Source organism: Phaeodactylibacter sp., assembly GCF_040219495.1.
Classification (GTDB): domain Bacteria; phylum Bacteroidota; class Bacteroidia; order Chitinophagales; family Saprospiraceae; genus Phaeodactylibacter.
In genome coordinates this window covers 21060-33980 of record NZ_JAVJSK010000078.1, presented here as the reverse complement: position 1 = coordinate 33980, position 12921 = coordinate 21060, and the positions used below count along the sequence as shown (strand labels likewise).

The following is a 12921-nucleotide window of genomic DNA, read 5'->3' as shown; positions in this document are numbered from 1 at the left end:
AGCCAAATTTTGTTCTGATCAAGGCGTGATACATTCAAGAATGGGATTAAAGGGACCCATTCTTGAATCACATAGCCTTAGCTACGTGACCGACCTGTCCGTGTCCCGTCGCCTGTGGGCTTTGGCCACCGGAGACCGTACAAGACTATGGCAGGCGGGAGAACAACGAAGAGCAGGGCGAAATTTGGCAAGAGCAGCCCGAAGTGTAAAATCCCAACACGCTCTAAGCCCTCCCAGGGCCACTTTCGCCTAAAAGCGCCACGCCAAAATACGCATCCGCTTTTGACCAGCGGCCAGCGGAATGATTTTCACCTCTTGGGCCGCCGCTTTTTGCAAGGCATGCTCCAACGGTTCCAAATGATCTTTTTGGGACACCAAACTGGTAAACCAACCGACCTGCTGCCTGTAAATTTGACTCTCTTTGATGAATCGCAGAAGAAACGACCGCTCCCCGCCTGCTGTCCAAAGCTCTCCGGGCTGCCCGGCAACGGTACGGCCCACCTTGCCCAGCTTGAGGTTCTTGCGTTTGCGCGCATTAGCCTCGGAAGCCTCGGCTTCGGAAGCGTAAAAAGGGGGGTTGCACACGGTAGCGTGAAAGAAGTCATTTTCGCGGATGATCCCTTCCAATACCTGACGGGGGTTTTGTTGCGGACGCAGCTGAATCCCTTTTTGCAGTACCGGATTAATATCGATCAGTGCTTTGGCGGTCTTCAGGGCGAGCTTGTCTACCTCGGTGCCCACTATGGACCAATCGTAGATACGCTGCCCCAGGATGGCATAAATCAGGTTGGCGCCCGTACCAATGTCCAGGATGCGAACATCTTTACCAGTCAGCAGGGGGCCACCGGCAGCCAGAAGGTCGGCCAGATGGTGCAGGTAGTCGGCCCGGCCGGGCACCGGTGGACAGAGGTACCCTTCGGGAATGTCCCAGTGCTGCAGCCCGTAATGCTTGATGAGTAGGGCTGTATTCAAGGCTTTTACCGCTTCCGGATCAGAAAACAGGATGGTGGGCTCGCCGGTTGGGTTGTTGATAACGTGCGGCTCCAGGAGCGGATACGCTTTAATAAGCCCGGCAAAATGATAACCCTTGCGGTGGAGGTTGCGGGGATGGAAGGTACTCATGTTGGTGGTTTTGTGCAGCCGTGGCTGTGGCAGCAAGGTAGCAGATATACCGGACATTTAGAGCCCTTGTGCTAAACTAGCGCCAAAACCTAAAATTTGGTATCTTGGCACCAAACTGACACCAATGACCAACAACGACCGCAGCCTGAAACTGATCAGCATCTTCCTGCTGGGGATGGTCCTGTTCAATTTCCCGCTGGCCAGCCTCTTTAGCCGGGACGGGTTGTTTTTAGGGTTGCCCAAGCTCTATTGGTACTTTTTTCTGGTCTGGGCAGGCCTGATTGCCCTGACGGCATGGATCGCCCGTTCGCCGAAAGCTAAAAAAACGTAGACGTGCCGCCTTTTCTCATTATCAGCATATCAATAGGGTACGTTGCGCTGCTTTTCCTTATCGCGTGGATCGCTGATAAGCGGGAAGCAGCGGGGAAAAGTATCGTAAAAAACTCCGCCATCTATGCGCTTTCCATGGCTGTTTACTGTACGGCCTGGACGTTTTATGGCAGCGTTGGGCGGGCCGCTACGACCGGGCTGGGCTTTCTGCCGATATACCTGGGCCCGGCACTACTGGCACCGGTCTGGTGGTTGCTGCTCAAGAAGATCATCCTCATCAGTAAATCACAGCGGATTACGTCCATCGCCGACTTTATCTCCTCGCGCTATGGCAAGAGTACGTTTCTGGGCATTATTGCTACACTCATCGCAGTCTTTGGGATTATCCCGTACATTTCCATTCAGTTGAAAGCGATTTCAGGCAGCTTCGACCTGCTCGCCGGGCAGGCTAAAGCCACTCACGGCAACATCCCCTTCTACCTGGACACCGCACTCTACATTACCATAGCACTCGCAGCTTTTACGATACTCTTTGGTACGCGCAACCTCGACCCCAACGAGCGCCACGGTGGGTTGGTGGCGGCCATCGCCTTTGAATCTCTGCTCAAGCTGATCGCTTTTCTTGCCATCGGTATTTTCGTAACCTTCGGGTTGTATGATGGTTTTGGGGACATCTTCAGCAAAGGGGCGGCCGTGCCTTCTATCAAAGCCTTGTTCACGCTAGAATCGGCCGGGCTGTACGGCGGGGAGTGGTTCTGGCTGCTCTTCTTGTCTATGTCGGCAGTGATGCTGCTGCCGCGGCAGTTTCATGTGGCGGTGGTAGAAAATACAAATGCAGCGCACGTGGCCCGGGCGTCCTGGATGTTTCCGCTTTACCTGCTGCTGATCAATATATTTGTGCTTCCTATAGCGGTGGCGGGCCTGCTGATGTTCCCGGAAGGAGCGGTAGAGCCGGACAGCTACGTGCTGAGTATCCCATTGGCTACCGGCCATGAAACACTGGCGCTGTTTGTTGCCTTGGGTGGCTTCTCTGCTGCCACCAGTATGGTCATTGTGGCAGTGATCGCACTCAGCATCATGATTGTGAATAACCTGGTGCTCCCCGCGCTGGTCCGTAACCAGGACTTTGGAAAAAACAACGACCAAAGCATCAATACCGGCTTACTGGGCATCCGCCGTATCAGCATCATCCTGGTGCTCCTCTTTTCGTATGCCTACTTCAAAGCAATAGGCGAACAGTATAGCCTGGTCTCGGTGGGTTTGATTTCCTTTACCGCTATCGCCCAGTTTACACCGGTAGTCCTCGGGGGCATCTACTGGAAACGCGCCACCAAGAAGGGGGCCATCTGGGGACTGAGCACCGGATTCCTTATCTGGGCTTTTTGCCTGCCCTTTCCCACCCTTGTGGAAGCCAACCTAATCAATGACCGGATCATGCAGGAAGGGCTATTCGGATGGTCTATATTCCAACCCTATGCACTCTTTGGGCTGGAGGGCTACAGTCCGGTTGCCAATGCCGCCTTCTGGAGCCTGCTTTTCAATACGTTCATTTATGTTGTCGTATCCCTGAATACCCAGCAAAGCCCTCTTGAGGTTTCCCAGGCGGATCTGTTTGTTGACATCTACAAGTACCGTTCGGGCGGTAGTGAGTATGAAGTGATGCGCCGGCGGGCAAAAGTACGCGACCTCCGGATTGTAATGAACCGCTTTTTAGGCATTCCGCGCACCCAGTCGTTGTTTACAGCCTATGAGAACCATAACCGCGTGGACTTATCCCGCCAACCGGTCGCGGAGGCTAACCTCATCAACTACGCGGAGACGCATATTGCCGGGGCAATTGGGGCGGCTTCTGCCAAAATAATCATCGGCTCCATCACCAAGGAAGACCCCATCAGCCTGGAGGAAATGTTTAAGGTGCTGGAACAAACCAAAGAGATTGTCAAGTACAGCAAAGCCCTGGAGAAAAAATCATCGGAGCTGGAACGCACCACCCTGCAGCTCAAACAGGCCAACGAACAGCTCAAGGAACTGGACCGGCTTAAAGCCGACTTCATCACTACCGTCACCCACGAGCTGCGCACGCCCATCACCTCCATCAAAGCCCTGTCCAAGATCATGCTCGACAATAAGGATATGCCCGAAGCGCAACGGGCGGAGTTCCTGTCCATCGTCGTTACGGAAAGTGAACGCCTGACGCGGTTGATCAATCAGGTCCTCGACCTGGAGAAAATACAGTCCGAATCCGGAGAAACTAAACTGGAACCACTCGACCTGGCGGAGGTTGCCCGTCAGGCATTCAATGGGCTCCGGCAGCTGATGCGGGAAAAGAATATCAATCCTCAGCTGGTTATTGAAGGTGCGCCCATCCGGGTATATGGCCATTTTGACCGCCTCACCCAGGTGGTGGTCAATCTGCTGTCTAATGCCATCAAATTTGCCAGCGATGAGCAGGGAATGATCCGTTTGCACTGTTACCCGGGTGTAAAAAGCGCCTATATTGAAGTCCGGGACAATGGGCCCGGGATTTCGCTCCGCGACCAGGAGCTGATCTTCGAAAAATTTACACAAATCAGCGATAAGGAAAAAGGGAAGCCGCAGGGCAGCGGGCTGGGGCTGTTCATCACGCACACCATCGTCAGGCAGCATCAGGGGAGGCTATCGGTGGAAAGCGCACCCGGGGAAGGTGCCACCTTTAAAGTCTCCCTGCCTTTGTACGCTGAAAAGCAGGGCACTTCTATCTGGCCTTCCCTGCAATAGATTTGTCAGACAAGAACCCGGGCTGAAATTTTTTTATTTTCTAAAAATCTGTACTTTTAGCAGGCAAATTGTAAAACCAGCAAAGTATTATTTCATTCGCCCTGATCAGACATGAATAAACAAACCACCAAGGTGCTACTCGTTGACGATGAGCCGCACATCCTGGTTGCCCTGGAGTACCTGGTCAAGCAGGAAGGCTATCAGGTATTCAAAGCTTCGGATGGTGAAAGCGCGCTAGACCTTGTACAGCAACAGTCCCCGCAAATTGTCGTGCTCGACGTTATGATGCCCGGTATTGATGGCTTCGAAGTCGCCCGCCGCATTCGCAATACGCCCGAGCATCAGGATACCCGCATCATATTCCTCACCGCTAAAGGCACTCCCGCAGACCGCTTTCAAGGCTATGCTACCGGGGGTGAAGTCTATCTGACCAAACCTTTCGACAATAAAGAGCTCATCAATACAATAAATGAGGTCGTAGAATTTGGATAACCGAATTCTATTTTTTTACTTTACAGATATAAACATCTAAATATCTATATGTTTTATACATTAAGCCTTTGTTGCCTGACCAAGTAAAAAGGCTTGCCTAAAAACAAGACTTATGACACAGCAAATTAAATCCTTCGACGAATACAAAGCAGTCTACAAGCGTAGCGTGGAAGACCCGGAGGGATTCTGGGCAGAACAAGCCTCGACTTTCACCTGGCGCAAGCCATGGGAGAAGGTGCTGGACTGGAACTTCACCGAGCCTAACGTCAACTGGTTTGTCGGTGGTAAGCTAAATATCACGGAAAACTGCCTGGACCGCCACCTGGAAACCCGGGGTGATCAGGTTGCGATCCTGTTTGAACCCAACGATGCCGACGCCGAGAACATCACCTATACTTACAAAGAGCTCCACGCCGAAGTATGCAAGGTAGCGAATGCCCTCAAAGCGAATGGCATTGGCAAAGGCGACCGGGTGTGCTTCTACATGCCGATGGTGCCCGAACTGGCGATTGCCGTGCTGGCTTGCGCCCGCATCGGTGCCATCCACTCCGTTGTCTTTGCGGGCTTTTCCGCTCAGGCACTGGCCGACCGTATCAAAGACGCGACCTGCAAAGCCGTTATTTGCTCCGACTACAACAACCGGGGTGCGAAGAGCATCCCCGTAAAGAAAGTTGTAGACGATGCCCTGGCGATGGATTGCGACAGCATTGAGACCGTTCTGGTCCATAAAAATACCGGTGGGGAAGTGACTATGGTAAGCGGCCGCGACAAGTGGTGGCACGATGAAGTCGATGGGCAAAGCGCCACCTGCGAGGCAGAGGAAATGGACTCCGAAGATATGCTCTTTATCCTCTACACCTCCGGTTCTACCGGCAAACCAAAGGGCGTAGTGCATACCTGCGGCGGCTACATGGTGTATACCAAATACTCCTTTGAGAATGTATTCCAATACCAGGATGGCGACATTTACTGGTGTACAGCCGATATCGGCTGGATTACCGGCCACTCTTACATCGTGTACGGCCCTCTGCTGGCAGGTGCGACAACGGTTATGTTTGAAGGCGTGCCCACCTATCCGGATGCCGGCCGCTTCTGGCAGACCTGCGAAAAATTAAAAGTCAACCAATTCTATACGGCTCCGACCGCCATTCGTGCACTTATGGCACAGGGCAATGACCACGTGACGAAGTACGACCTCAGCTCCCTCAAAGTACTGGGCAGCGTGGGCGAGCCTATTAACGAGGAAGCCTGGGAATGGTACCATGAAATGGTGGGCAAGAAAAACTGCCCGATTGTGGATACCTGGTGGCAGACCGAGACCGGCGGCATTATGATCGGTGGACTGGGCGAGCATAGCCCGATGAAGCCGGCCCACGCCGGTTACCCGCTACCGGGCATTCAGCCCTGTCTGATGGATGCTGATGGCAATGAGCTGGAAGGTAACGACATCGAAGGATTGCTTTGTATTAAATACCCCTGGCCTTCTATCCTACGGACCACCTACGGCGATCATGAGCGCTGCCGGCAGACTTACTTCTCCGCCTTTGAGAACCTCTACTTCACCGGTGATGGTGCACGGCGCGATAAAGACGGCATGTACCGCATCATTGGCCGGGTGGATGATGTGATCAATGTTTCCGGCCACCGTATGGGCACGGCAGAAGTGGAAAACGCCATTAATGAGCATGCTCTGGTGGTAGAATCTGCTGTAGTGGGCTATCCACACGATATTAAAGGACAGGGTATCTACGCTTATGTGATCATCTCTGGCGATATCGAAGATGAAGATGCTTTCCGCAAGGAGCTGATTCAGGTGGTGGTCAGAGAAATCGGCCCTATTGCCAAGCCAGATAAGATTCAGATCGTTTCCGGTTTACCGAAGACCCGCTCGGGTAAGATCATGCGCCGTATCCTGCGCAAGGTCGCCAGTGGGGACACGTCCAACCTGGGCGATACCTCTACTCTCCTCAACCCGGAGGTAGTCGACGAAATCAAAGACACCGCCTTAGTAAAGTAGTGGATTGGAAAGGTGCATGACATAAGTCAACAGGCTGGCGGGTATTGCTCCGGTGGAGCAACCCGCCACTTTTTCAATTGCTGACCTTTGTCATTTTACGACTCCCCCAAACGCTTCACTTTACGCCCTCAACAACCATAAAGAACGGCAACATTGTCCACAAATCCTACGCACCCTGACGGTGCCTGTGCACACCAATCAATGCCCGCCCTGCAAACAAAACCATTATGACGTATCAGGAATTCTACAACAATAGCATGGCGGCCCCCACCGCTTTCTGGAAGGCACAAGCCGAAGCCATCGACTGGTTTGAAAAGCCATCCGGTATTTCCTTCAAGGACGAAAACAGCCTGTACCGCTGGTACAAAGGCGGCAAACTGAACACTTCCCACCTGGCGCTCGACTACCATGTAGCCAATGGACGGGGCGATCAGCCTGCCATTTTTTATGACTCCCCGGTAACGGATACCAAAGAAACCATCACCTATGCGCAGTTGCTGGACCGCGTGGCCAGATTTGCCGGCGTGCTCAAAGCACAGGGGGTAGAGAAAGGCGATACAGTCATTATCTACATGCCCATGATCCCGCAGACCGTAGTAGCCATGCTTGCCTGTGCGAGGCTGGGCGCTATCCACTCGGTGGTCTTCGGGGGCTTTGCGGCTCATGAACTGGCGATCCGCATTAATGACGCTAAACCTAAGCTCTTGTTGGCCGCCAGCGCGGGCAAGGAAATCAACCGGGTGATCGACTATATGAAAATTGTCAATCCGGCACTGGACGAAGCCGAGCATCAGGTGCAGGGGGTGATTGTCTATCAGCGGGATATCCTGCAGGCTCCGCTCAAAAAAGGGCGTGATTTTGACTGGAATGTGCTGCTGGCAGATGCCGAACCCGCTGACTGTGTCCCGGTGGAGAGCACGGACCCGCTGTACATCTTGTACACCTCCGGTACCACTGGCAAGCCTAAGGGCATTGTACGCGACAACGGCGGTCATGCCGTGGCTATGAAGTTCAGCATGAAGTACATCTACGGCGTAGAGCCCGGTGAGGTCTACTGGGCCGCTTCTGATGTTGGCTGGGTGGTCGGCCATTCCTACATTGTGTATGCGCCGCTCATCCACGGTTGTACCACGGTATTGTACGAAGGCAAGCCCGTACGCACGCCCGATGCCGGCGCTTTCTGGAGGGTACTTGAAGAATATGGCGTAAGTGTGTTTTTCACCGCGCCCACCGCTTTCCGGGCCATCAAAAAAGAAGACTCCGAAGCGAAGCTCAAAGCACAGTATGACACGAGCAAACTCCGCTACCTATTCCTGGCAGGCGAGCGCTGCGACGTGTCTACCTTGGAATGGTGCCAGGATGTCCTGCAGGTGCCCGTCATTGACCACTGGTGGCAGACCGAATCCGGCTGGCCCATGCTCGCCAATATGGCAGGTGTGGAACTCTTGCCCGTCAAGCCGGGCTCAGCAGGCAAGCCAGTTTGTGGGTACGATCTGAAGGTCGTTGGCCCCGATGGAGAACCGGTACCGCCGAATACAGAGGGCGCTGTCGTGATCCGCTTGCCCTTAGCGCCCGGCACTTTGCCCAACCTCTGGCAGGATACTGCCCGCTTTATCAGTTCTTACCTCAGCCCCTACCCCGGCTACTACTTCACCGGTGACGGCGGGTTTATTGATGAAGACGGCTATGTTTTCATTACCGGGCGCATTGATGACATCATCAACGTGGCCGGGCACCGTTTGTCTACTGCCGAGATGGAGGAGGTGGTAGCGGCTCATCCCTTGGTTGCCGAGTGCGCCGTCATTGGGGTGCATGATGACCTCAAGGGGCAAATTCCGGTCGGTTTTGTCGTGCTCAAAGCCGGAGCTGATATTTCGGATGCTGAACTGGAACAGGAACTGATTAAGATGGTGCGTGATCAAGTCGGCCCGGTCGCTTCCTTCAAAAAAGCCACCGTGGTACAGCGCCTGCCCAAGACCCGCTCGGGCAAAATCCTGCGTCGGATTATGCGCCATATTGTGGATGGCAAGCCGTATAATCCCCCCTCTACCATTGAGGATATGAGCGTGCTGCCGGAGCTGGAGGCTCAGGTGCGAGAGGCTCAGGTGTAAGCATAGCTACAGATTGAATAAAACCCGGATTACTTTCGATTAGGAAGGCAATCCGGGTTTCTATTTTTATCAGGGCGAACGCACCAAACGTAGCTTCCGCAAAAATGGGCGATTCCAGTTTAGAAGGAGTAAGGTTTAGCTTATTGCTCGCCTCGAGCCGGCTGGGCTTTCACTTTTTTCATTGCCAAAAAAGTGAAGAAAAAGGCTAGAAATTGCAAACTCGTCCCTCGAACATGCAATTTCGGCAGCCGCCACCCAATTTAACGTGTTCCGTTACGTGTTCCGTGGCATGTTCTCATTTTGATGCGTTTGCCCTAATTTTTTACTAACTTTCGTATCAAGCGCTCTCTACCGCAGCAACAGCACCTCTCCCTGCACTTGCTCCACCCTGCCATCTGGCAGCCTTACCTCTAGCATCCAAACGTAAACACCAGCCGGGGCGCTTTCGCCCCTGACCTGCCCGTCCCAAGAGAGGCGCCCGTCTTCCAAAGGCAGATTGCTGCGCTCAAAAACCAGACTGCCCCAGCGGCCAAATACCCGAAACTGTGCCGCCTCAATGCCCGGGCGCGCAGGCAGCGGGCCAAAGGTGTCGTTGCGGCCGTCCCCATTAGGTGAAAAAGCATTGGGCAGGTAGTAAGCGGAAGCGGGCAGGACGGTAACTTGTACCTCATCCATTGCCGTGCAGCCCAGGCTATCTGTGGCTAACAGCTGGTACACTTGAGTAGCCGTCAGCTCTACGTTCGTAGACAAACAAGTTGGGCAGCTTAGCCCCTCTTCGGGGAGCCATTGCACCATTGCTGCGCTGCTGCTGCCCGACAGCATGACCGGCTGCCCCGGCAACACTTCCTGATCTGCACCTGCGCTGACCACTACAGGTGGCGCAACAACCAGTTCAAGACAGGTAAGAGAATCACAGCCCGCAACTGTGTTGTAAGTCATACAAACGCTTGTATCCTGCTCCCACATTTGTCCTTCCCAGCTAAACGCATCCCCCGTACAAATAGCAGCCTGCAAACTGCTCCGGACTGTATCTGAAAAGTACAGGTGCAACTTATACAGCGAATCACAGCCCGCAACACTACTGTAAACCCCTTGCAGCAAGGTATCCGAAAGGACCGGCTCCCCTTCCCAAAAGAAAGGCTCCCCGGCGCAGCGGCGCAGAGTGTCGGTTACTGCTATCGGCGCCTCAGGCTGCTCAATGATAGCTGCCGAAGAGGACGCACAGCCTGCCGCATCTGTGGCCGTAACGCTGTAAGTGCCCGCAGGCAGCCCGGTAACTATTGCACCCAACCCAACAGGCTGCCAGTTGTACGCATACGGTGGCATGCCGCCGGAGGGCACCGACTCCAACACACCGGTGCTGTCCCCAAAGCAGACAACATCCGTAGTTTCGAGCAGCAAGCCCGAGAAATCCGAATAAGCGATTGTTATCGTATCCGAACCGGTGCAGCCTTCGCTGTTGCTGGCTTGCAGGGCATAATCCCCCGGCTGTGCCACCGTGAAGGATAAGCCGGTGCTGCCATCCTGCCACTGTTCCACCTGCAGGCCCGCCTGGGCTTCCAGCAGTAAGGTATCGCCTTGACATAAAATCGTGTCTGCCCCAAGGCTGAACACCGGAGAGGGAAGCAGGCTGACCGTAGCCACAGCGGTATCACTGGGGCAGCCAGGCGCACCAGACTGAATGTAAAAATAAGTGCCCGGCGCATCTACTACCGGATCGAAACTACCACTGCCGGGCTGCCATTGCCCACCGGGAGCTGGGCTGCCGCCGAGCTGAGCAAATAAGTCTACCGGGGCACTGCCCGGACAGAGGGCCACCGTTGCATCTTCTCCCGCTGATGGCGGATAAGGGTAAATGGGCAGGTACGCCAGGGCAGTATCGCTCACATTGCCCGCCGCATAAGCAACCACTCTGATTTCCCGGGTGCCCTCCGGTGGAAGGCCGGGGCCTCCGTAGGTGTACTGGGCTGCACCCAGCACTGCCTCCCAGGCAGGCAATGAAGGCCGGCCCTGTTGGGGCAGGAAGCGCAGCTGGGCACCGCCACTGCCAAGCACTACAATGCTATCGCTGCCAGTACTTGCCAGTTGCTCATACATGCCACCAGGGCCCGACAGCGTAACCCAGATAGAATCTATAAACCCAATCTCGGAGAGCAGCTCCAGGCTTGGCGGCAGGATGGGCTGTGGGGCACCCGTACAAGCCGTGTCGGCCTGATAGGCGCTACCTGGGGATGCACCGCCTATTGGGTTAACTTCCAGCGCGCAGGGCGGGGGGAGGGATTCTTCGTAAGTCCAGAGGCTCGCAATTGTGAAGCTTAAGCCACAAACTAAATCTAGAGTCTGGTTTTCAAAGCTGACTTCAAATATGTTATCTTCATTTTGAGGCAAGAGGGGGAAAAAAGCATCAGTTACAAAAATCCGATTATTTTGACAGCCTGTTGGCACTGTACCTAGCCCATTTGAGAGAGGTTCAAATGGAGGATGGGACAGAAGCAATTGACTATTGGACAAGTCATTAGTATCTACCTGATAGAACCCATCTGCCCAGGTACTGGCAATCAACTGCCCATTTATTACAGTAAGAGCCGATGCCCCCATCATTGGGGTATTTACTGAATCGAAACTTTGGTTCAAAATTTCTTTTTCTCCAGTGATCAAGTTATATTTTCCTAATGCAGTACCAGGTATGGAAAATATCGCAAATAAAGTTTGGTTAATAATTTCAAGCCCAGCGATTCCTGGACCAGATTGGTCAGGTTCTAAAACAATGCCAAAATCTGCAACATAACTCAATATCCCAGTTTCCAGGATGACTCTAAATATAGTATCCGCCCTCACTGTATATAAATTTGAATCTCTATCAAAGGCACAACTACCAATTCTTCGCTCTGGCTCTACCACATGCACAGTATCACAAGTTGATAAATCAATAATGCCGATATGACCATTATGCGGATTATTACCGGGCGGTGCGTAAAAATATAGCTCCTGAGCTGTAACTGAAAGTGAAAAGAGCAACAAGCTTGACAGCGATAGCAGTCTAAGATAAGTCATGGGATCAGGATTTGGGAATAGTAAAAAAGTTCAGCCTTCCGAAACGGAAAGCTGAACTCAAGAAATTCTTTAAAGGCTAAGCTATTTGCGAATTAACTTGCCTGTAGTCGTAGCAGAAGGAGTCTCCACCCGGTAGAAATAGATGCCGGGCTGCCAATTGCGGGCTATGATCTGATGCTCTACTAAAGGCTGAAGCTGCTGCTGATGGATCAACTGCCCCGCAGCGTTAAATACGCGGAGTTGACCTACTTTACGTAGTTTTTCAACTATACTTTCCACCATAACGACAACCTGGTCGGTACAATTCTGAGCGAATATCATAACACTAGAGAAGAGAAGAGAGCATTTCTTCATGGCGTTTGAATTTATGCATACTTCGAAAGTGCCTTCCGAGGTATGGAATTAGGTAAATAGATTTCAAAAGAGCACACTGCTTTAACAGCACTATAAAGTTAGCAAATGCCAGAACATTGCCGAAGCAGAAATCCCCTTTTTAACAGTAACTTTTGTCAACTTTTGCCCTGGTAACCGCTCGATTGATTCCAAATGCTTCTCTCCCCCCGCCATGCCAACTAAAACTGCCAATTCTGCTCCTATGCCCGCCAAAAGACCTGCCACACCCTGCCATATTCTGCAATAATGTCAGGAAAACCGTTTTGGCACGTCCTGTGATAGTATACAAATGAGCCTTTTGGGCTCAGTATACCATTGTTTAACAAAACGGATTCTAAAGATTATGAAGCCCATCAATGACAGAGTTGTGGTCAAGCCCGCCCAGGCAGAAGAAAAGACGCAGGGTGGCATCATTATTCCCGATACGGCTAAGGAAAAGCCACAGCGTGGTGAAGTTGTTGCAGTAGGCCCCGGTAAGGACGGCAACGCAATGACTGTGAAAGCCGGCGATATTGTATTATATGGAAAGTACGCTGGACAGGAGCTGCAGTATCAGAGTCAGGATTACCTGATCATGCGCGAAGACGATATCCTTGTCATCCTGGAAGGCAGCGAATAAGCCTTTCCTCCTTTATCCTAACCTTT

9 protein-coding genes are annotated in these 12921 nt (G+C 52.9%); 6 read left to right on the top strand and 3 right to left on the bottom strand.

Annotation, left to right across the window (positions count from 1 at the left end; all coding sequences use genetic code 11):
* Positions 1 to 249: 249 nt before the first annotated feature.
* A complete protein-coding gene (rlmF, locus tag RIC19_RS11420) occupies positions 250 to 1122 on the bottom strand; it encodes a 23S rRNA (adenine(1618)-N(6))-methyltransferase RlmF (protein ID WP_350178449.1) in 873 nt (290 codons plus the stop codon).
* Between the two features lie 124 nt (positions 1123 to 1246).
* On the opposite strand from rlmF, the gene RIC19_RS11415 reads away from it, so the two are divergent.
* The 5 genes from RIC19_RS11415 (at position 1247) to RIC19_RS11395 (ending at position 8829) form a co-directional block, all read left to right on the top strand.
* Positions 1247 to 1453: a hypothetical protein gene (locus RIC19_RS11415; protein ID WP_350178448.1), complete on the top strand. Its 207-nt coding sequence runs from the start codon at positions 1247 to 1249 to the stop codon at positions 1451 to 1453.
* A gap of 2 nt (positions 1454 to 1455) precedes the next feature.
* Positions 1456 to 4209 (top strand): sodium:solute symporter family transporter, encoded by a 2754-nt coding sequence (locus RIC19_RS11410; protein ID WP_350178447.1) that lies wholly within the window; start codon positions 1456 to 1458, stop codon positions 4207 to 4209.
* Between the two features lie 111 nt (positions 4210 to 4320).
* Entirely contained in the window at positions 4321 to 4701 is a 381-nt protein-coding gene (locus RIC19_RS11405) for a response regulator transcription factor (RefSeq protein ID WP_293570243.1), read from the top strand.
* Positions 4702 to 4813: 112 nt separating this feature from the next.
* Positions 4814 to 6718, top strand: a complete 1905-nt coding sequence (acs, locus tag RIC19_RS11400; RefSeq protein WP_350178446.1) for an acetate--CoA ligase — start codon at positions 4814 to 4816, stop codon at positions 6716 to 6718.
* A 224-nt stretch (positions 6719 to 6942) separates the two neighbouring features.
* The gene (locus RIC19_RS11395) at positions 6943 to 8829 is read left to right on the top strand and encodes a propionyl-CoA synthetase (RefSeq protein ID WP_350178450.1); all 1887 of its coding nucleotides are present in this window, start codon (positions 6943 to 6945) and stop codon (positions 8827 to 8829) included.
* A gap of 348 nt (positions 8830 to 9177) precedes the next feature.
* Here the strand turns inward: RIC19_RS11395 and RIC19_RS11390 are convergent, their stop codons facing one another.
* Both RIC19_RS11390 and RIC19_RS11385 read right to left on the bottom strand, forming a co-directional pair.
* Entirely contained in the window at positions 9178 to 11463 is a 2286-nt protein-coding gene (locus RIC19_RS11390) for a T9SS type B sorting domain-containing protein (RefSeq protein WP_350178445.1), read from the bottom strand.
* A gap of 501 nt (positions 11464 to 11964) precedes the next feature.
* The gene (locus RIC19_RS11385; RefSeq protein WP_350178444.1) at positions 11965 to 12237 is read right to left on the bottom strand and encodes a T9SS type A sorting domain-containing protein; all 273 of its coding nucleotides are present in this window, start codon (positions 12235 to 12237) and stop codon (positions 11965 to 11967) included.
* Positions 12238 to 12619: 382 nt separating this feature from the next.
* On the opposite strand from RIC19_RS11385, the gene RIC19_RS11380 reads away from it, so the two are divergent.
* Positions 12620 to 12895 carry a co-chaperone GroES gene (locus RIC19_RS11380; RefSeq protein ID WP_350178443.1) on the top strand — a complete coding sequence of 92 codons (276 nt, stop codon included), beginning with the start codon at positions 12620 to 12622 and terminating at the stop codon, positions 12893 to 12895.
* Positions 12896 to 12921 lie beyond the last annotated feature (26 nt).

Bases quoted from the DNA above. Each gene is read 5' to 3' on its own strand.
- RIC19_RS11385 (WP_350178444.1), bottom strand. From the start codon at position 12,237: ATGAAGAAATGCTCTCTTCTCTTCTCTAGTGTTATGATATTCGCTCAG.
- RIC19_RS11380 (WP_350178443.1), top strand. From the start codon at position 12,620: ATGAAGCCCATCAATGACAGAGTTGTGGTCAAGCCCGCCCAGGCAGAA.
- acs (WP_350178446.1), top strand. From the start codon at position 4,814: ATGACACAGCAAATTAAATCCTTCGACGAATACAAAGCAGTCTACAAG.
- rlmF (WP_350178449.1), bottom strand. From the start codon at position 1,122: ATGAGTACCTTCCATCCCCGCAACCTCCACCGCAAGGGTTATCATTTT.
- RIC19_RS11415 (WP_350178448.1), top strand. From the start codon at position 1,247: ATGACCAACAACGACCGCAGCCTGAAACTGATCAGCATCTTCCTGCTG.
- RIC19_RS11405 (WP_293570243.1), top strand. From the start codon at position 4,321: ATGAATAAACAAACCACCAAGGTGCTACTCGTTGACGATGAGCCGCAC.